Origin of the sequence: Saccharopolyspora thermophila, assembly GCF_014646075.1 — a bacterium.
Classification (GTDB): Bacteria; Actinomycetota; Actinomycetes; order Mycobacteriales; family Pseudonocardiaceae; genus Saccharopolyspora; species Saccharopolyspora thermophila.
This window is the reverse complement of the sequence record NZ_BMMT01000013.1, coordinates 62494-81894: the sequence shown is the minus strand read 5'-3', so window position 1 is coordinate 81894 and position 19401 is coordinate 62494. Positions and strand designations below refer to the sequence as shown.

At 71.9% G+C, this 19401-nt stretch carries 19 protein-coding genes; 5 read left to right on the top strand and 14 right to left on the bottom strand.

What is annotated here, in order from left to right:
- Positions 1-131 precede the first annotated feature (131 nt).
- The 3 genes from IEY17_RS17945 to IEY17_RS17935 form a co-directional block, all read right to left on the bottom strand.
- Entirely contained in the window at positions 132-1052 is a 921-nt protein-coding gene (locus IEY17_RS17945; protein WP_229680272.1) for an MBL fold metallo-hydrolase, read from the bottom strand.
- Between the two features lie 100 nt (positions 1053-1152).
- Positions 1153-1947: an SCO1664 family protein gene (locus IEY17_RS17940; RefSeq protein ID WP_229680271.1), complete on the bottom strand. Its 795-nt coding sequence runs from the start codon at positions 1945-1947 to the stop codon at positions 1153-1155.
- 5 nt (positions 1948-1952) lie between these two features.
- Positions 1953-2519, bottom strand: coding sequence for a DUF3090 domain-containing protein (locus tag IEY17_RS17935; protein WP_188989229.1), 567 nt, complete (start codon positions 2517-2519; stop codon positions 1953-1955).
- 234 nt (positions 2520-2753) lie between these two features.
- Here IEY17_RS17935 and IEY17_RS17930 point away from each other — a divergent pair, with 234 nt between their 5' ends.
- Positions 2754-3683 (top strand): S66 peptidase family protein, encoded by a 930-nt coding sequence (locus tag IEY17_RS17930; RefSeq protein ID WP_229680270.1) that lies wholly within the window; start codon positions 2754-2756, stop codon positions 3681-3683.
- Between the two features lie 64 nt (positions 3684-3747).
- Here IEY17_RS17930 and IEY17_RS17925 read toward each other — a convergent pair whose 3' ends face one another.
- Positions 3748-4317: a CGNR zinc finger domain-containing protein gene (locus IEY17_RS17925; RefSeq protein WP_188989225.1), complete on the bottom strand. Its 570-nt coding sequence runs from the start codon at positions 4315-4317 to the stop codon at positions 3748-3750.
- A gap of 93 nt (positions 4318-4410) precedes the next feature.
- On the opposite strand from IEY17_RS17925, the gene IEY17_RS17920 reads away from it, so the two are divergent.
- On the top strand, positions 4411-5262 hold the full coding sequence (locus IEY17_RS17920; protein WP_229680269.1) for an alpha/beta fold hydrolase: 852 nt from the start codon (positions 4411-4413) through the stop codon (positions 5260-5262).
- A gap of 10 nt (positions 5263-5272) precedes the next feature.
- Entirely contained in the window at positions 5273-5902 is a 630-nt protein-coding gene (locus IEY17_RS17915; RefSeq protein ID WP_188989223.1) for a nucleoside/nucleotide kinase family protein, read from the top strand.
- Between the two features lie 16 nt (positions 5903-5918).
- Here the strand turns inward: IEY17_RS17915 and IEY17_RS17910 are convergent, their stop codons facing one another.
- Genes IEY17_RS17910 through IEY17_RS17895 form a run of 4 tightly spaced genes read right to left on the bottom strand, consistent with a single transcriptional unit; the run spans position 5919 to position 11217 of the window.
- Entirely contained in the window at positions 5919-7499 is a 1581-nt protein-coding gene (locus tag IEY17_RS17910; RefSeq protein ID WP_188989221.1) for a dipeptide ABC transporter ATP-binding protein, read from the bottom strand.
- Positions 7496-8392: an ABC transporter permease gene (locus tag IEY17_RS17905; RefSeq protein ID WP_188989219.1), complete on the bottom strand. Its 897-nt coding sequence runs from the start codon at positions 8390-8392 to the stop codon at positions 7496-7498. The genes IEY17_RS17910 and IEY17_RS17905 overlap by 4 nt, the downstream gene beginning before the upstream one ends.
- Positions 8389-9420, bottom strand: a complete 1032-nt coding sequence (locus IEY17_RS17900; protein ID WP_188989217.1) for an ABC transporter permease — start codon at positions 9418-9420, stop codon at positions 8389-8391. Before IEY17_RS17900 ends, IEY17_RS17905 begins: the two co-directional genes overlap by 4 nt.
- Positions 9421-9423: 3 nt before the next feature.
- Complete coding sequence (locus IEY17_RS17895; protein ID WP_188989215.1) at positions 9424-11217, bottom strand: ABC transporter substrate-binding protein; 1794 nt, start codon at positions 11215-11217, stop codon at positions 9424-9426.
- A 171-nt stretch (positions 11218-11388) separates the two neighbouring features.
- On the opposite strand from IEY17_RS17895, the gene IEY17_RS17890 reads away from it, so the two are divergent.
- Positions 11389-12216, top strand: a complete 828-nt coding sequence (locus IEY17_RS17890) for a M55 family metallopeptidase (protein WP_188989213.1) — start codon at positions 11389-11391, stop codon at positions 12214-12216.
- A gap of 85 nt (positions 12217-12301) precedes the next feature.
- Here IEY17_RS17890 and IEY17_RS17885 read toward each other — a convergent pair whose 3' ends face one another.
- Together IEY17_RS17885 and IEY17_RS17880 are read right to left on the bottom strand one after the other, a co-directional pair.
- Positions 12302-13027 carry an Imm1 family immunity protein gene (locus IEY17_RS17885; protein WP_229680268.1) on the bottom strand — a complete coding sequence of 242 codons (726 nt, stop codon included), beginning with the start codon at positions 13025-13027 and terminating at the stop codon, positions 12302-12304.
- 100 nt (positions 13028-13127) lie between these two features.
- Positions 13128-13754 (bottom strand): TetR/AcrR family transcriptional regulator, encoded by a 627-nt coding sequence (locus IEY17_RS17880; protein ID WP_188989211.1) that lies wholly within the window; start codon positions 13752-13754, stop codon positions 13128-13130.
- A 140-nt stretch (positions 13755-13894) separates the two neighbouring features.
- On the opposite strand from IEY17_RS17880, the gene IEY17_RS17875 reads away from it, so the two are divergent.
- Positions 13895-14629: an SIS domain-containing protein gene (locus IEY17_RS17875; protein ID WP_188989209.1), complete on the top strand. Its 735-nt coding sequence runs from the start codon at positions 13895-13897 to the stop codon at positions 14627-14629.
- A gap of 9 nt (positions 14630-14638) precedes the next feature.
- On the opposite strand, the gene IEY17_RS17870 is transcribed toward IEY17_RS17875, so the two are convergent.
- From IEY17_RS17870 to IEY17_RS17855, 4 genes are all read right to left on the bottom strand, one after another.
- Entirely contained in the window at positions 14639-15457 is an 819-nt protein-coding gene (locus tag IEY17_RS17870; RefSeq protein WP_188989207.1) for an enoyl-CoA hydratase/isomerase family protein, read from the bottom strand.
- Between the two features lie 78 nt (positions 15458-15535).
- Entirely contained in the window at positions 15536-15745 is a 210-nt protein-coding gene (locus IEY17_RS17865) for a helix-turn-helix domain-containing protein (protein ID WP_010310662.1), read from the bottom strand.
- Positions 15746-15933: 188 nt separating this feature from the next.
- On the bottom strand, positions 15934-17562 hold the full coding sequence (locus IEY17_RS17860; RefSeq protein ID WP_188989205.1) for an ABC-F family ATP-binding cassette domain-containing protein: 1629 nt from the start codon (positions 17560-17562) through the stop codon (positions 15934-15936).
- 260 nt (positions 17563-17822) lie between these two features.
- Positions 17823-19394, bottom strand: a complete 1572-nt coding sequence (locus IEY17_RS17855; RefSeq protein WP_188989203.1) for a deoxyguanosinetriphosphate triphosphohydrolase family protein — start codon at positions 19392-19394, stop codon at positions 17823-17825.
- Positions 19395-19401 lie beyond the last annotated feature (7 nt).

Here is a 19401-nt window from a genome sequence, read left to right as displayed (position 1 = left end):
GGGGGCGGGCACCGCGGGGGCGGGTAGGCCGAGATCTCCCGATTGTCCTTTGAGTCCAGTGTGTCTGTCCATGAAGTCCGGTGTGGTGGGAGGCCGGCGCGGCCCGGTGTGCTGGGAGGTCGCGGCGGTGTTCAGGAGCGCAGCGCGCGGGATTCGCCGACCGCCAGGTCCCAGAGATCCCGCGGGTCGCGGCCCGACTCCCGCCACGCCTTGCGGACCCGGGTCAGCGGCTCGGTGACCGGTTCGCGGGTCAGCACGAACGTCCCCCAGTGCATCGTCGCCGCGGCCCGCGCCCCCAGGTCCGCCACCGCCTGGACGGCCTCCTCCGGATTCATGTGCACCGGCTTCATGAACCAGCGCGGGTCATACGCCCCGATCGGCACCATCGCCACGTCGATACCCGGGTAGCGGCGGCCGATCTCGGCGAAGTGCGGCCCGTACCCGGTGTCGCCGGCGTGGTACAGCCGATGCTCCGGGCCGCTGATCACCCAGCTGCCCCACAGGCTGCGGCAGGTGTCCCGCGGGCCCCGGCGGCTCCAGTGCTGGGCGGGTGCGAAGTCGAACACCAGCCCGGCCACCTCCACCGAGTCCCACCAGTCCAGTTCGAACACCTCGGTGAACCCGCGGCGCCGGAACCAGCGGCCGAGACCGGCGGGCACCAGCACCGGCGTCGACCGCGGCAGCCGCTGCACGGTGGGTGCGTCCAGGTGGTCGTAGTGGTTGTGGGTGATCAGCACGGCGTCGATGGGCGGCAACTCGCTGAAGGCCACGCCCGGCGGAGTCAGCCGGCGCGGCACGCCCGGGATGCGGGCCGACCACACGGGGTCGGTGAGCACCGTGGCGCCGCCGGTGCGCACCACGTACGTCGCGTGCCCGACCCAGGTCAGGGCCGTGTCCTGCGCGGTGACCGCGGGCAGCCCGGAGCGCAGCACCGGGATGCGGTCGGCGTCCTCCGCGCGTCCTCGGAACCCGCCGGTCCACATCAGCCGCATCACGTCGCGAAAGCTGGGCAGCGGCGCCACCAAACGGTCGGCGTAGGAGGGTTGGATCACCGGCTGTCGGTACTCGGTTCGCACTCCCACAGAGTGCCCTGCCCGGGCGACCGCGCGCACCCACCGACGGGCCGGGGGTCGCGTCACGCCGGAACCCCGCTCAGAACGCCGGCCACGGGATGGCGGGCCACTCCCCGGAGGGCGCCGGGAAGATCCCGGTCTCCAGCAGGCGTTCGATGCGGACGTTGACCGCCTGGATCTCCTTGGGTGTGATGTGCTCGGCGAGCTCGGCCGCCAGGTCGCCCTCCAGCAGGGCCCGCAGCTCGCTGAGCCGGTCCACCGCCTCATCCGGCAACGGGTCCCCGATCCAGCCCCACAGCACGGTGCGCAGCTTGTCGTCGGTGTTGAGGCTGACCCCGTGGTCGACGCCGAGGACCCGGCCGTCCGGGGCGTGCAGGATGTGCCCGCCCTTGCGGTCGGCGTTGTTGATCACCACGTCGAGCACCGCCAGCCGCTGCAGCTGCGGGTGGTCGGCGTGCGCCAGCACGACCGGGTCGCCGTGGTGGTCCTGGGCGCGCAGCACCGCCAGCCAGCCGTCGGGCACCTCGTCCGGGACCACGATGTCGACCAGCTGCGAGTCCTCCTCGGTGTCCACCCACAGCTGGACCATGCCCGGCCCGAACGGTCCGTCGCGCAGCAGCGTCGGCGGGATCAGCCCCCAGCCGATGGCCTCGGACAGCAGGTACGACGCGACCTCGCGACCGGCCAGCGTGCCGTCCGGAAAGTCCCACAGCGGCCGCTCGCCCCGCACCGGCTTGTAGACGCACTGCCCCTGCACGCCGTCGGCCTCGATGGCGCAGAACAGCGTCGCGTTGGATGCCTCCACCAGGCGTCCCTGCACGTCCAACCGTCCGTGCCGCAGCAGCTCGTGAGCTGCTGGATCACCGGCGCGCACCCCGGTCAGACCTCTTCGGCACGGCGGTAGCCGTTCTGGCGCGGGCAGATGTGCCCGGTGGGATCCAGCGGTTCGGCGCACAGCGGGCATGGCTTGCGACCGGCATTGATCACACGCTCGGCGCGCTCGGCGAACGCCCGCGCGTGCGCGGGGGTGAGGAAGACCCGCAGCGCGTCGGGCCCCTCCTCGGTGTCGTCGAGCACCACCGACTCGTCGACCTCCTCGTCGGTGATCGCGAGGAGCTCGACGACGACCGCCTCGCTCTCGGCGTCCCAGCCCAGCCCCATGGTGCCGACCCGGAACTCCTCCTCGACCGGGACCTCCAGCGGGTCGGTGTCGAGCAGGTCCTCGGGGGTGCTGGCGGGCAGGTCCGTGTTGAACCGCCGCTGCACCTCCTCCAGCAGCGCGCCGATGCGTTCGGCCAGCACCGACACCTGTTGCTTCTCCAGCTGCACGCTCACCGTGCGGACATCTTCCGACGCCTGCAGGTAGAAGGTGCGCTCACCAGGTTCCCCGACCGTTCCGGCGACGAACCGGTCGGGTTGACGGAAGACGTGGATGACACGAGCCATGACCCCTCCGACACTAGGCCACCGGGCGCGAGCTGTGCGCGGCTGGCCCCAGTTTCGTTCATCACCGCGGCGAACCGACGCAGCCCCCGGCGAGGCACATCGCGCTGTACTCGACAGATAACCGTCCGGCCACCGGATTCCCAGTTGTTCGCCGTTGGCGAACTCCAGCGCGCCGGGCCGCGACGGGCTAATCTCACCGGCGGTGGTCAAGGTCGCGGGATGGAGTCCTCGCCGATGAGCATGCGCGAACTACGTCGCCCGCACCGGTTGCGCAGCGGCGACACGGTGGCGCTGGTCGCGCCCGCCGGTCCGGTGCCCGAGGAGCTGCTCGACGCCGGCGTGCAGCACCTGCGCTCGTGGGGCCTGCAGGTGCAGATCGGCAAGCACGTCCGCGACCGCCATCCGCTGGGCTACCTGGCGGGCTCCGACGCCGACCGCGCCGCGGACCTGCAGCGGGCATGGTGCGACCCGGAGGTCTCCGCGGTGTTCTGCGTGCGCGGCGGCTACGGCAGCATGCGGATCCTCGACCACCTGGACTGGACCGAGATGGCCGCCGCCGGGCCGAAGATCTTCACTGGTTCCAGCGACATCACCGCGCTGCACGACGCCTTCGCCACCCAGCTCGGGCTCGTCACGGTGTTCGGACCGATGGTGGCCACCAAGGCGTTCGTCGAGGACGCTCCGGCGCGGGAACACCTGCGCCGCACCCTGTTCCAGCCGGAGTCGGTCACGATACTGACCCGCTCCACGGCGGGGGCCCTGGTGCGCGGGCGGGCGCGGGGCACCACCTACGGGGGCAACCTGAGCATCGTCGCCGGGTCGCTGGGCGCGCCGGACGCCCCGACCCCGCCGGAGCGCGGGATCGCGCTGCTGGAGGACGTCACCGAGGAGCCCTACCGGCTGGACCGGTTCGTCACGCAGCTGCTGCGCGCGGGCTGGTTCGACCACGCCGCCGGGATCGCGCTGGGTTCGTGGACCGACTGCGGGCCACTGGAGGAGGTGCGAGAGGTGATGTCGGACCTGCTGGGCGGCCTGGGTGTGCCAATCATCTGGGAACTCGGCTTCGGGCACTGCCCGGCCCAGCGCACCATCCCGCTGGGGGTGGCCGCCGAACTCGACACGGACGCGCAGCGCCTGTCGATCCTCCAACCCGCCCTCCTCTGATCCGGGCGACGGTGACCGTGCCCTCGGGGTGCGCGGTTTCGCGCGGGCGGGACGACGCGGCGGGTCAGGAGGACGCCTTGCGGCGGGCGTAGTACTGGCGGGCCTTGGCCCGGTTGCCGCAGCGCGACATCGAGCACCACTGCCGGTTGCGCGCCGGCGAGGTGTCGAGGAAACGCACCCCGCAGCGGTGCCAGGCGCAGACGGCCACGCGCGGAAACGGTTCGGTGGCGAGCAGGTCGATCGCGTCGGCGGCGACGGCGGCCAGCGCCGCGCGGACCGGGTCCGGCGGCGAGGGCTGCCACGCCACGACCGATCCGTCCGGCTGGACGCGCAGTTGCGCGGCGGCGTGGTGCGACGAGCGGGCGGCGTCGTTGATCCGCGCGACGTCGGCGTCGTCGATGACCCGCCCCTGCACGCGGGCCTGCACCGCGCGGTCGATCGCTTCCCGCAGTTTTCGGGCCAGCGCGACGTGTTCGGGCGCGGCCACCCCTTCCGCGAGCAGCCCCGCCGCACGCAGCCATTCCACCAGCGCGTCCGCGTCGACCAGGAGTTCCCGGCCGTCGCGCCACCGGTCGCGCAGCGTGTTGACCAGATCGAGGCTGGGACGGCCACCGTCCCAGATCCACTCGCCCATCCTTGCCTTCTCCACAGCGTCGATCTAGCATCCCATTCTAACCCCCTTAGACAGTTAGAGGTCTTCTGAGACAGGGACAAGCGGAGTCGCCGGATGTCGTCCGAAGAGGTCGCCGTCGTCAACGGGCTGCGCATGCACTACCTGCGCTCTGGTTCCGGTCCGGGACTGGTCCTGCTGCACGGCTGGCCGCAGACCAGCCACTGCTGGCGCAAGGTGATGCCCGAGCTGGCCCGCACGCACACCGTGATCGCCCCGGACCTACGCGGCTACGGCCGCACCGACAAGCCCCGGGACGGCTACGACAAGCGGACGATGGCCGCGGACGTCGCGGCGCTCGTGGAGTCGCTGGGCTTCGAGTCGGTGAGCGTGGTCGGCCACGATCGCGGCGCCCGGGTCGCGCACCGCTGGGGCCTGGACCGCCCGGCGCAGATCGACCGGCTGGCGCTGCTGGACATCGTGCCGACCCGCGAGATGTGGCGGCGGATGGATGTCGGGATCGCCGCCGGCTACTGGCACTGGCTGTTCCACCTGCAACCGGACCTGCCGGAACGCCTCGCGGGCGCGGACGTCGCGGGCTACCTCGGCTACTTCTTCGAGCGCTGGACGGTCAACCGGCACGGCCTGGAGCCCGAGGCAATCGACGAGTACGTGCGGGCGTTCTCCGCGCCGGGCGCGCTGCGCGCCGGTTTCGACGACTACCGGGCGGCCTTCCCGCACGACAGCGAGCACGACGACGCCGATGCCGCGGCGGGCCGCAAGCTCACCATGCCGGTGCTGCTGCTGTGGGGATCGGCGGGGCTGCCCGCACGGCTGCCGATGCTGGAGATCTGGCGGGAGTACGCCGAGGACGTCACGGCTGCGGAGATCGCCGAGTGCGGTCACTTTGTGGCCGAGGAACGCCCGGAGGCCACGGTGCGGCACCTGCGGGAGTTCCTCGCTGCGTAGGGTGGGCGCCATGCGCGTCCGACCGATCACCCCCAACCTGCTGGTGACGGAAGTGGTCGAACGCATCGACGCACTGCCGGGCCGGTGGCTGCGGATCGCCGTCGACGGCGCGCCCGCGGCCGACACCGGCGATTTCGCCGACAGCCTGGTCGAACCGCTGCGGCTGCGCGGGCGCGCGGTGGCGCGGGTGCGCATGGCGGACTACCTGCGCCCGGCGTCGCTGCGGCTGGAGCACGGCCATGCCGACCCGGACTCGTTCTACACCAGCTGGTTTGACCGCAACGGCCTCACCCGGGAAGTGCTGAAACCGCTGTCGGACAAGGGAAGCGGCCAGCTGCTCCCGGCCCTGTGGGACGCCGCGGCGGACCGCTCGCCGCGGCTTGCCCGCGTCCGGTTGCCGGAACGCGGCGTGGCCGTGGTGGACGGCCCGCTGCTGCTGGGCGCCGGACTGGACTTCGACTTCACCATCCACCTCTGGCTGCCTCCGGCGGCCCTGCGCCGCCGAACCCCGGAACCCGACCGCTGGACCCTCCCGGCCTACGAGCGCTACGACCAGGAGGTCTCCCCGCACACCCTGGCCGACTACGTGGTCCGCGCCGACCGCCCGGGCCACCCCGCGGTCATCGACAGCTTCGACTGAGCACGGGCTGCTCTGGCTACGCGACGCGGCGGGTGGTCGTGGGGACCGCGGCCAGCAGGGTCCGGGTGTAGTCGTGCCGCGGGTCCAGCAGGACCTGCGCCACGTCACCCACCTCCACGATCTCGCCCTGGTACATCACCGCCACCCGGTCCGCGATGTTCCACGCCAGCCCCAGGTCGTGCGTGATCACCAGGGTCGACAGGCCGCGTTCCACCCGCAGCCGCAGCAGCAGCGACAGGATCTCGCCGCGCACCGTGGCGTCCAGCGACGCGACCGGTTCGTCCGCGACCAGCACCCGCGGCTCCAGCACCAGGGCGCCCGCGATCACCACGCGCTGCCGCTGCCCACCCGAGAGTTCCTGTGGGAGGCGAGAGAAGAACTTCTCCGCCGGGCGCAGCTCGGCGGCCTCCAACGCCGCCGCCACCCGGCCCCGCTCGTCGTCGGTGATGCCGTGGATCCGCAGGCCCTCGGCCACCGCCTCGTAGACCGTGTGCCGCGGGTTGAGCGCACCGGTCGGGTCCTGCAGCACCAGCTGCACCTGCTTGCGGTACTCTCGCAGCCCCGCGCCGCTGGTGGGCAGCGGCACCCCGTCGAAGCGCACCGAACCGCCCGTCGGCCGCTGCAGGCCCAGCAGGGTGCGCGCCAGGGTCGTCTTGCCGGAACCGGACTGGCCGACCAGCGCGACGATCTCGTTCTCCGCCACCTCCAGGTCCACCCCGCGCACCGCGTGCACGGTCTGCCCGGAGCGGCTGGTGAAGTCCACCCGGATGTCCTCCGCCGACAGCAGCCCCCGCCCGCCCGTGGTGCCCTCGGTGAGCCGGCAGGCCGGGTCGCCCACCGTCGGAAACGCGTTCGCCAGCGCCTGGCTGTGCGGGTGCTGCGGCGTGGACATGACCTGCTCGGCGGGCCCGTGCTCGACGAGCTGCCCCTGGTACATCACGGCCAGCCGCGCGCAGGTGGCCGACAGCACCGACAGGTCGTGGCTGATCATCATCAGCGCGATGCCGCGCTCGGCCACCAGCCTCCCCATCAGCTCCAGAACCTGGGCCTGCACCACCACGTCCAGCGCCGTGGTCGGCTCGTCGGCGATCACCAGCCGCGGCTCGCAGGCCAGCGCCATGGCGATCATCACCCGCTGCTTCTGCCCGCCGGAGAGCTCGTGTGGGTAGGCGTTCGCGCGTTCCGCGGGCAGCTCCACCTGCGCCAGCAGCTCGGCCACCCGGGCCCGCAGGTCCCCGGTGCCGCCGTGCAGCTTGATCGGCTCGGCGATCTGCTCGCCGATGGTGCGCACCGGGTTCAGCGCGTGCATCGCGCCCTGGAACACCACCGAGGCGCTGGCCCAGCGCACCGCGCGCAGCTGCCCGAAGGTCATCTCGCGCACGTCCCGCCCGTCGAGCAGGATCTCGCCGCCGATGCGCGCCGACCTCGGCAGCAGCCGCAGCACCGACATCGCCAGGCTGGTCTTGCCGCAGCCGGATTCCCCCGCCAGGCCGAGGGTTTCGCCTTCGCCGAGGCTCAGGCTCACCCCGCGCACGGCGGATTCCTCCGCGCCCCGGTAGGTCACCGACACGTCGCGCAGTTGCAGAATCGGACTCACCGCCGCCCCCGCAGCCTCGGGTTGAACACCGCTTCCAGTGCCCGGCCGCACAGCGTGAAGCTGAGCACCACCACCACGATTCCGACGCCCGGCGGCAGCAGGTACCACCACGCGCCGCCGGTGACCGCGCCGGTGTCCATCGCAGACTTCAGCATCGAGCCCCATGACACCCGGCCCGGGTCGCCCAGGCCCAGAAACGACAGCGTCGACTCGGCGATGATCGCGCTGGCCACCGACAGTGTCGTGTTGGCGAACACCAGCGGCAGCACGGCCGGCAGCACGTGGTGGCTGATGATGTGCCTGTGCCCGGCACCCAGCGCCCGCGCCCGCTCGATGTACGGGCGGGCCTGCACGGTCAACGTCTGGGCGCGCACCATCCGCGCCGTCGCGGGCCAGGACGTCACGCCGATGGCCAGCACGATCGTCCACAGCCCGCGGGCCAGCACCGTGGACAGCGCGATGGCCAGCACCAGCGACGGCAGCACCAGGAAGAAGTCGGTAACGCGCAACAGGATCCGCGAGGTCCATCCGCCGAAGTGCGCCGCCAGCACCCCGACCACGGTGCCGATCAGCACCGACAGCACCGCCGCGGACAGGCCCACGACCAGCGACACCCGCGCGCCCCACCAGGTCAGCAGCAGCACCGACCGCCCCGACTCGTCGGTGCCGAGCCAGTACTCGCCGCTGGGTGCCTGCAACGGTTCGCCGGTGGCGCGGGTGACGTCGAGTCCGGCGGGATCGGTCAGCACCGGGGCCATGAGCGCCAGCAGCGCGGTGAGCACCAGCAGCGCCAGACCCACCAGCCCGGCCCGGTCGGCGCGGAACACGCGCCACGCCTCACCGGCCCGCGCCCGGCGGCGGGCCCAGCGGATCTGGGCGGCGGTGGCGGTCATGACTCCCGCACCCTCGGGTCGAGGACCCGGTACAGCAGGTCGGCCAGCACGTTCATCACCACCACGCTCCCTGCCAGCACCACGAAGATGCCCTGCAGCAGCGGCAGGTCCGGCACCCGCAGTGCCTCGAAGGTCAGCAACCCCAGTCCCGGCCAGGAGAACACCGTCTCCACGGTGATCGCCCCGGCCACCACCAGGCCCAGCCGCAGGAAGATCAGCGTCACGGTGGGCAGCAGCGCGTTGGGCACCGCGTGCCGCCGCCGCACCAGGTCCTCGCGCAGCCCCTTGGCCCGGGCCGTGGTCAGGTAGTCCTCGCCCATCTCCTCCAGCAGCGACGAGCGCATCACCATCAGGTATTCCGCGTAGATCACCGCGACCATCGTCAGCGCCGGCAGCACCAGGTGGTGGGCGACGTCGAGCACCTGCGGCAGCAGCTCCGGCGGGGTGTCCGGCGAGGAGATCCCGCCGACCGGGAACAGGCCCGGGATCGGCCCCACACCCACGCCGAAGGCCATCAGCACGATCAGGCCGAGCCAGAACGTCGGCACCGACCACAGCGTCAGCGCGACCGAGGTGGACGTCCTGTCGAACGCGCCGCCGTGCTGCCACGCCGCCCGCGAACCCATCCACAACCCGAGCACCACGGCGATCGCCGTCGCGGTGCCCACCAGCAGCACCGTCGGGCCGATGCGCGCCACGATCAGCTCGCCCACCGGGCGGCTGTAGGTGTAGGACACGCCGAGGTCACCGCGCAGCAGGTTGCCCACAAAGTCCAGGAACTGCTGCCACAGCGGGTCGTTGAGGCCGAACCGCTCGCGCAGCACCTGGATCTGCTGCTCGCTGACCGGTGCGCCCCGCGTCATGGTGCGCACCGGGTCGCCCGGCATCACGCGGAACAGGAAGAAGCCGAGCACCGCCACCAGGAACAGGCTCACCAGCCCGCCGCCGACCTTCTCCGCGACGTAGCGCAGCGCCCGGCCGGGGCGCCGACGGGTCGTCGGTTCGACGGTGGCCAGCAGATCGGACATGCTTCACTCCCTGGTGTCGGCGGTTGCCCGCCGCCGGACGACCACCAGCGCCACCACGACGCCGACCAGCACCACGGCCCCGCCGAGCACCCACGCGACAGCGGTGTAGTCGGTGCTCGCCGCGCCCTTGAGCGCCACCTCGGTCGGCTCGGCGCCGTAGTAGCCCCAGTAGCCCTGCTGCGCCACGATCACGCCGTCGTGCCTGGGCTGCAACGTGAATCCGCTGAACCGGTCGCTGCGGTACGCCTCCAGCGAGTTCTGGTAGTACAGGATCAGCCCGGCCGCCTGCTCGTAGAACCGGGCCTGGGCCTGCTTGACCAGATCGGCCCGCCTGGCGGGGTCGAACTCGGCGAGCTGCCGGTGGTACAGGTCGTCGTACTGCTGGTCGCACAGGAACGTGTCGTTGGTGCCGCCCCCGGCCGGGTTCGGGCGCGCCGCGCAGGTCTGCAGCCGCAGCACGTAGTCCGGGTCGGGGTTGGCCGACCAGCCGCTGATGACCATGTCGAAGTCACCGGCCGTGGTGCGGTCGTTGAGCTGGTTGTCCGACACCGGCTGCAGTTCGACGGTGATGCCCAGGTCCGCCAGCCAACGCTTGACGAACTCGCCGACCTGCGCGTCGGCGGGCTCGTCGCCGTGCAGCACGAAGTCGAAGTTCAGCGGCTCACCCTGCGGGGTGCGGCGGATGCCGTCCGGACCGCGGTGGTAGCCGGCCTCGTCGAGCATGCGGTTGGCCGCGGCCGGGTCGAAGGTGCGTGGCTGCGGCGGCGTCCAGTGGAAGTCGGCGAAGATCGGCGGCAGGTAGCCCCCGCCGACCTGGCCGTAGCCGCCGAGCACCCGGTCGACCAGCACCTGCCGGTCGATGGCGTGGTCGATGGCCTGCCGGACCCGCACGTCACGCAGCGCCGGGTGCCCGGTGCCGATCGGCGCGTTCTCGCTGTTGGTCGCGCCGGGGTTGAGGATCAGCTCGTAGAAACGCCGTCCCTGGCCCCTGACCTGGGTGATGTCGTCCTGCCCGGCCAGCGCGTCGAACTGCGCCGGGGTGAGCTTCTGGACGACGTCGACCTCGCCCTTGCGCAGCGCCTGCACCGCGGCGTCGCTGTTTTTAAACTGGATGAACTGCAGCTGGGCGATCTTCGGGGCGCCGCGCCAGAAGTTCGGGTTGGCGGTGAGGGTGATGTCCTGCTCGGCGCGGTAGCCGGTGAGGGTGAACGGCCCGCTGCCGACCACCGGCATCTGGTCGTTGGCGAAGGAGGCGACGTCGGCGACCTTGGACCACACGTGCTCGGGCACGATCGGCGCGTCGATGGCCAGCATCGTGGCCTGCGGCGTCCTGGTGCGGATCACCAGGGTGGTGTCGTCCGGCGCGGTGACGGTGTCGAAGTTCTCCACGAAGTTGCCGTTGGCGGTGGCCGCGGCCGGGTCGGTCATCATCCGGTTAAAGGTGTAGGCGGCGTCGCGGGCGGTCACCGGCTGCCCGTCGGACCACTGCACGCCGCGCCGGATGTGGAAGGTCCAGGTGAGCTTGTCCGGGGAGGACTCCCAGCTCTCGGCCAGCTCCGGCATCACCGAGAAGTCGTCGGGGCTGTAGGTGGTCAGGGTCGGGTAGATGACCCGGAAGATGTCCGTGGCGGCGAGGCTGTAGCCCAGGAAGGGGTTCAGCGAGTCGATCTGCTGCTGCAGGCCGACCCGCAGCGTCGCGCCCTGCGGGCGCGCACCGTCCTCCTGCGCCGACGCGGGCATCGGCGCGAGCAACACCACCAGCAACACAGCCCAGAGCACGGCGAGTCGTCTGCCCACTTGTGACCCCCTCCATCGCGACGAGTGAGAAGAAGGAACCACCTTCAGGCGCTGTTCGTCAATGCTTAACCGCGAGTTGTCGCCGAGCCGCGTCACGCAGCGGAACCGAACCGTGACCCGACCGGCGCGGCACCCCTCGAAAGCCTTCCGCCGCGGCCTAGATTGGCCGTCGTGCGGATCCTGATCTCAGCGGACATGGAAGGCGTCACGGGCGTCACCTGGACCGACGACGTGGTGCCGGGCACCGAGCAGTGGCAGCGGTTCCGGAAGCTGTTCACCGGCGACGTCAACGCCTGCGTCGACGGCCTGTGCTCGGCCGGCGCCACCGAGGTGCTGGTCAACGAGGCGCACTCCGCGCAGCGCAACCTGCTGCTGGAGGAGCTCGACGAGCGGGCCGTCATGCTGACCGGGCGGCACAAGCCGCTGTCGATGATGCAGGGCGTCGATTCCGGTGTGGACGGTGTGGTGTTCCTCGGCTACCACGCGGGCGCGGGCCAGGAGGGCGTCCTGTCGCACACGTACCTGGAGAACTCCATCACCGGGGTGTGGCTGGACGGCGCGCCCGCCGGGGAGGGCGCACTGAACGCGGCGCTGGCGGCCGAGCACGGCGTGCCGGTCCTACTGGTCACCGGCGACGACCGGGCGTGCGCCGAGGCGACCGACTACGCGCCGCAGGCACAGACGGTGGCGGTCAAGGAGTGCGTGAGCCGCTACGCGGCGATCTGCCGACCACCCGCCCGCACCGCGGCGGAGATCCGCACAGCGGCGGCCGAGGGCATGCGCCGGGCCGGGCGGTTCACGGGCCGCGCCGAGCCGCACCGCATCGAGGTGGAGTTCGACGCCGCGCACCTGGCCGCGGCCGCGGCGGTGGTCCCGACGGTGGAGCAGGTTGACGTGCGCCGGGTCGGTTTCGACGCCCCGGACATGACGGCGGCGATGCAGGCGTTCAAGGTCGTCACGGCGATCGCCGCGGGCGCGATTCAGGGCATCTACGGCTGAGCGGTCAGGCGGGTGGAGGGCGCTTCGCCAGGTCACGTGGCGACACGTGACCTGCCGCTCCTCACCCGATGAGGTGATTCGTGGGTCAGAGATCGCCCCAGCGGGCGGGTTGCCACCGCACCGCCTCCGGTCGTTGACCGGTGCGGGTGAACTCATCCAGCGCCGCCCGCAGGTCCCGGAACGGCAGCACCGCGTTGCGCGGGAAGCGCAGCGTGCTGCCCGCGTCGAAGCGCAGCGCCGGGGCCTCCGGCAGCGGTTGCGGGTTCAGCGTGTGCCAGGACTGCATCTCGCCGTCCTCGGACTCCTCGGTGAAGTTCAGCACGCCGACCTCGGCCTCGGTGTCGGTGACGATCCGCATCTGCACGTACGGTCCGGGGGCTTCCGGGTCCACGTGCGGGCGGTCCCACACGTACAGGTGGCAGGCGCCGGGCTGCTGGGGGCGTAGGACCCGGTCCACCAGCGCGGCCTTGTCGTCCTCGGTCTGCGCGTAGTGCCGCTCACCGTCAACGACCGCGGTCGTCACGGTGATGCCGAGTTCGGTGTTGCGCGCGCCGATCGCCTCGGCGCGCAGCCCCTCCAGGCTGACGCGCGCCTCCTTCAGCGCCTTGATCGCGGCGCCCTGGTGGTACACCAGGTCCGCCCAGTACGGGTGGCCGAGGACCCGGTTCAGGTCGTCGTAGACGGCGTGCGTGGTTTCGAGGAGCTTGTCCAGCGCGTCCAGCGGGACGTCGGCGAGGCGGGCGAACACGACCGCGGGCGGTTCGAGCGGGCCGGATTCGACTGGCTCCGGATTCGACATGCGTTCCTGCATCCACTTCGATCGTGGGCGACCCCCAGGACGCCCAGCCCAGATCCCGTCCCCCCAGAGGCTACCGTGCGTCATCTCACGGTCTCGCAGCGCCACCACGGGCTCAGCCGGCCCAGCCGCGAAGCACCCCCACCGCCGCTTCGTCGCGGACCGAGCCCAGGGACAATAACGCCCGCGCGAGCCCGTCCGCGTCGTCGAATCCGAGCTCCTCCACCAGATCGTCGGGCAGGCTCAGCATCGACAGCGCCACGCCGAGCATGCCGGCGTCGAGCAGTCCCGCGCCGCGGCGGCTCATCCGGCGCCCCACCGCCGCGTGCAGCTCCACCGCGGTGTCCACGTTGGCCTGGGTGATGTCGCCGAGCGCGTCGCGCACGCCGGGGTTGCGCACCGCTTCGAGGTGCAGCTCGAACAGGGCCAGGAACCGGGAACGCGCGCTGGTGCCCATCCGCCGCAGCATCGCCGCGTACAGCGCGGTGATGTCCTCACCGCTGAGGCCGACCGGGATCTGGCTGCGCAGCTCGCGCAGCGCGGCGGTGTGCTCGGCTGCGATGTAGCGCGCGACAGCAAGGAAGAGCGCGCTGCGCGTCGGGTAGTAGTTCTTGGTGGTGCCCTCCGGGACCTCGGCCTCGCGGTCGATCGCGCGGTGGGTCAGCCCACGGCCGCCCTCGCGCGCCAGCACCTCGATGGCGGCTTCGGCGAGCAGTTCCCGTCTGTTGCCTCGCTGCGGCATGCATCCCCTGGCGGTTCGATCTCCGTTGCTGATCACCAGAGTACCTGCATGACACCGATGTTGGCCTCCCGTTCTTGACCACGTTACGAGCAATTGGTATAGACCTTGCGTCGTTGGTCACCTCGCCACACGGAGCCGCCATGTCGGGCCACGGGTCGGCGCACGCCGAACACATGCTGGAACACCTGCGGAAAATCGGCGTGCACAACGCCGACGCGCTGCGCACCGCAGCCGACCGGCTCCTACAGACCATCCGGGGCGACAACCTGGTGTTCACCGCAGGCGCGGGTCACTCGCTGGCCGGGGTGATGGAGTCCTTCTACCGGGCTGGCGGGCTGGCCGCGGTCCGGCCGCTGTACCACCCCGACCTGCTGCCGCTGCACGGCGCGGTCGCCAGCACCCGCACCGAGCGCCGCAGCGGCCTGGCCCAGCAGGTGCTGTCCGAAGCCGGGTTCCGCGGCGGCGCGGACGCCCTGGTGGTGTTCTCCAACTCAGGCGTCAACCCGTACCCGGTGGAGCTCGCCCGGACCGCCCGCGCGGCGGGATCGGTGGTCGTGGCCGTTACCTCACCCACGGCCAGCGCCGAGGCCCCGAAGCGGGCCGGGACGACGCTGGCCGAGGAGGCCGCGGTCGTGCTGGACACGCTGGTCCGCGGCGGCGACGCCAGCTACCCGACCGCAGCCCCGGTGACAGCGCCGCTGTCCTCGCTGGCCAACGCCTTCCTGTGGAACCTGCTGCTGGTGCAGCTGCACGACCTGGCGGCAGCGGTCGGCGTCGAGCTGCCGGTCTGGCACAGCGCCAACACCATCGGTGGCGACGAGGCCAACGCAGCCAACCTGCAGCGCTACGCGAAACGCGTCCCAGGGCTGCGGTGACCAGCGCTTTCATTCATCGCGGTCCGCCCGGAACCGCTCGGCCAGTTCCGCGATGCAGCGCAGCTGCGCGGCCCGTTCCGCCGCGAGCTGCTGTTCCGGGTCGACCGCCTCGTCCGCCTGCGACAGCAGCGCGAGGGTTTCGCGAACCGCGTTGACCGGCGGCTGGGCTACGGCCTCGGCCAGCTCGTCCGCCGCGTCGTCGAGGTGGTCGGGTTCGACGACGACGTTGGCCAGTCCCAGCCGCAGCGCCTCGTCGGCCCACACCTCCCGCCCGGTCAGGCACAGCTCCACCGCCCGGGCGTACCCGACCGTCCGGACCAGCGGCAACGTGCCACCGAGGTCGGGCACCAGGCCCAGCCCGGTCTCGGCCATCCGCAACCGGGCGTCGGTGGACAGCACCCGCAGGTCGCAGGCCAGCGCCAGCTGGAACCCGGCGCCGATGGCGTGCCCCCGCACGGCCGCGATGGTGACCCGGTCCGGGTCACGCAGCCAGCTGAAGCCCTGCTGGAACCCGGCGATCTCGGCGTCGGCCTGTTCGGTGGGGCGCTGGGCCAGCGCGGCCAGCCCCGGGGCGCCGTCGACGTCGGAGAGCCCGAACAGCCTGCGGTCCAGCCCGGCCGAGAACGACCGGCCGGCACCGCGCACCACAACGACCCGGACGTCGGCGCCGAGGGCGCGGCCGATCTCCCGCAACGCCTGCCAGGTGTGCGGGGTCTGGGCGTTGAGTCTGTCCGGGCGGTTGAGGGTGATCGTGGCCCGCCGACCGCGGATCGTGAGTCCCACACCGCCACGATCCAGCAGGTCGGCGTCCACTATCGACTCCGCCAAGCGGACCTCCCATGCGGATCTGGGCAGATCGCTGGAGTGATGTTGTGTCGACTCGTCAGCGACCGATGGTCGCCGTGCTCACTTCTTCTTCGAGCGGGTGGCGCCCCCGCGGCCCCGCAGCTGCACACCCGACTCGCTCAGGACACGGTGCACAAACCCGTAGGACCGTCCGGTCGCCTCGGCCAGAGCGCGGATGCTCGCCCCCTTCTCATACTTCTTTCTCAGATCACTGGCAAGCTTGTCCCGCGCGCTTCCAGTGATGCGCGCACCTTTCTTCAGCTCAGCCACGGTGTCCCCGCCTTCCCTCTGAGCAGGTCGGGCCTCGCGACCCCTGTCAGCGCAATGATCGAACAGGAAGGGCGGGAACGCCAGGCGATCATGGAAAAAAGATCGGCCATCGGTTGAGCTGAGCACCCGGCGACCACCGGAATGCACTAGCCCATTCGTAGTAGTGGTGACTACGTGCCGGAGGCAGGCTACGCCAGCTGGACCAGCTCCAGGTAGTCATCCGACCAGTGGTCCTCGGTGCCGTCCGGGAGCAGGATGACCCGTTCCGGCTGCAACGCCTGCACCGCGCCCGGATCGTGGGTGACCAGCACGACCGCCCCGGTGAAGTTGCGCAACGCGTCGAGCACCTGCTCGCGGCTGGCCGGGTCGAGGTTGTTGGTCGGCTCGTCCAGCAGCAGCACGTTCGCCGCGCTGGAGACCAGCCCGGCCAGCGCCAGTCGGGTCTTCTCGCCGCCGGAGAGCGTGCCCGCGGGTTGCTGCAGCTGCTCGCCCTGGAACAGGAACGCGCCGAGCAGCGTGCGCAGCTGCTGTTCGGGGGCGTCCGGCGCGGCGCGGCGGATGTTCTCCCACACCGTCGCGTCGTGGTCGAGCGTCTCGTGCTCCTGTGCGTAGTAGCCGATGCGCAGTCCGTGACCGGGGATCACCGCGCCCGAGTCCGGTTTCTCCATGCCGCACAGCAGCCGCAGCAGCGTGGTCTTGCCCGCGCCGTTGAGCCCGAGCACGACCACCCGGGAACCGCGGTCGACCGCGAGGTCCACGCCGCTGAAGATCTCCAGCGAGCCGTAGGACTTCGACAGCCCCTCGGCGGTCAGCGGGGTGCGCCCGCACGGCGCCGGGTCCGGGAAGCGGATCTTGGCGACCTTCTCCTGGGCCTGCTCGGCCTCCGCCTCGGCCAGCAGCTTCTGCGCGCGGCGGGCCATGTTCTGCGCGGCGACCGCCTTGGTGGCCTTGGCCCGCAGTTTGTCGGCCTGCGCCATCAGCGCCGACGCCTTCTTCTCGGCGTTGGCGCGCTCCCGGCGGCGGCGCTTCTCGTCGGCCGCCCGCGCGTCCAGGTAGCGCTGCCAGTCCATGTTGTACACGTCGACCTCGCCGCGGATGGCGTCGAGGAACCACACCTTGTTGACCACCGCCGCCAGCAGGTCGACGTCGTGGCTGATGACCACCAGGCCACCGTCGTGGGCCTTGAGGAAGTCGCGCAGCCAGGTGATCGAGTCGGCGTCAAGGTGGTTGGTCGGCTCGTCGAGCAGCAGCGTGGTCGCCGAACGCCCGCCGGGACCGGCTTCGGAGGCGGCGAACAGGATCCGGGCCAGCTCCACGCGCCGACGCTGACCGCCGGAGAGGGTGCGCAGCGGCTGGTTGAGCACCCGGTCGGCCAGGCCGAGGTTGCTGGTGATCCGCCCGGCCTCACTCTCGGCGGAGTAGCCGCCGCGCGCGGCGAACCGCTCCTCCAGGCGACCGTAGCGGGCGATCGCCCTGTCCCGCTCACGCTCGTCGACCAGCTCGGCCATCGCGGTCTGGGCCTTCTCCATGTCGCGCATGAGCTGGTCGAGGCCGCGGGCCGACAACACGCGGTCCTTGGCCGTGACCGACAGGTCGCCCTCGCGCGGGTCCTGCGGCAGGTAGCCCAGCTCACCGCGGCGCACCACGTCGCCGCTGTAGGGCTGGCCCTCGCCGGCGAGCACGCGCAGCGTGGTGGTCTTGCCCGCGCCGTTGCGGCCCACCAGGCCGATCCGGTCGCCGGGTTGGACGCGCAGCGTCGCGTCGGACAGCAGAATGCGGGAACCGGCGCGCAGCTCCAGGCCGGTGGCAGAGATCAAGGGGAACTCCGGGGAAGTAGTGGTCAGGCATTCCATGAGAACGCCCACCAGCGAAAACGCCGGGTGGGCGTGCTGTGTCGCGGCGGTCGCGCTAGAAGACGACCGGCCGGAGGAGCGACGGGGTGGCGCGGGGCACCCGAACCACGAAACGCTTGGTGACCACGATCCGAGTGTATCGGGCCGTGTCCACCGCATTATTCGCGGACCGCATCCCGGTCACACCTGGACGTGCCGTCCGGCCCACCGCCGCGAGCGGTGGCTCACAGCACGAACGTGTCGTTCCAGAGCTGTGTGGTGCGCCCGGACAGCGCCTCCAGCAGCGCGGCGGCCTGGCCGTCGGTGAGCGAGGCAACGAAGTCGATGACCGCCCGGCCGCGCGCCATCCGCTCCACGTGCTCGCCGTCGGGTTCCGCCGGCCCGCCGGGCGCCCGCAGCAGCTCCGGATCGTCGCGGCGCAGCAGCGCGAACTCGGCGCGGGCCTGGTCGAAGAGGTCCCGCAGCCGGTGCGGCAGCCGCGCCGCCTCGCTGCGGTCGATCAGCCAGTTGTCCAGCGCCTCGACGAGCTTGCTCAGCAGCCGGTCCTGGCCGCGCTGGTGCAGCGCGAGGTCGGGTCGTTGCAGCACGAACCGGCGGTGCACGAACTTGAGCACCTGCACCTCGTGCCACTGCTCGACGGCCAGCGCCACGTGCCCGGACCGTGTCGTCGGGCGCTCCTCGACCCGCACGCCCTCCACCAGGCGGCGGGTCCACTCTCCGGAGAACGCCGCCACGGCCTGTTCCGCGTGCTGGGAGCGGTCGAAGGGCACCTCCAGCAGCTTGGTGACGAGGTTAGCCACCACCTTCTTGACCGCGCTGACGAACGCCTCGTCGTCGGCGATCCAGCCGTCCTTGGCGTGCAGGCGGCGGCGCAGGCGCTCCAGCGAGCTGCCGGGCCGAAGCCCCGCACCGGCCAGTTCGCCGTCGGAGAACCCGGCGAACTCCACGGCGTGGCCCAGCCACTCGGTCAGCTCGTGCGAGACGCTGGTGTGCTGGAGGACACCGACGCGGTGGAAGTCCTCCAGGTCGTGGATCGCATAGGCGATGTCGTCGGCGGTGTCCATGATCGATGCCTCGACGGTCTGCTGCCAGTCCTCCAGCCGGCCCCGGAAGGCCGCGCGGGCCTGAAGCATGTCGTCGAGCTCGGTGGTGTAGCAGGAGAACTTCGCCGATCCGGTGCCCGGCGCTTCCGGCGGTTCGGATGCCCCACGCGGCGGCACCGGCAGGTCCCGCGGGTGCGGTTGCGGCCGCGCCAGCCGGGTCCACGGGTACTTCAACAGGGCCGCCCGCACCGCGGCCGTCAGGTCCAGGCCATCGCCGTCGGTGCCGCGCACGTCGATGCGGGTGACCACGCGGTAGGTCTGGGCGTTGCCCTCGAAGCCGTCGGGCAGCGCGAACCGCTGCCGTGCCAGCCGGTCCAGCACGCCCTCACCGAGGTGGCCGAACGGCGGGTGCCCGAGGTCGTGGCCGAGCCCGGCCGCCTCCACCACGTCGAGGTCGCAGCCGCCGAGCCGGTCCAGCCGGGCCAGGTCGTCGGGGTCGGCCAGCAGCCGTTCGGCGATTGCCCGCGCCACCTGGGCGACCTTGAGGCTGTGGGTGAGCCGGTTGTGCAGCAGCAGGCCGGAACCGCTGGGGCTGACCACCTGGGTCACCCCGCCCAGCCGGGCGAAGAACGCCGAGCTGGACACGCGGTCGCGGTCGGCCCGGAACGGGCTGGCGGCGAGGTCGGCGGGAGCTTTCCGGTAGGCGGAACGGTCACTGCGTCGACTGGTCCGGGTCGGCTGCGCGTCCTGCATGGCCACA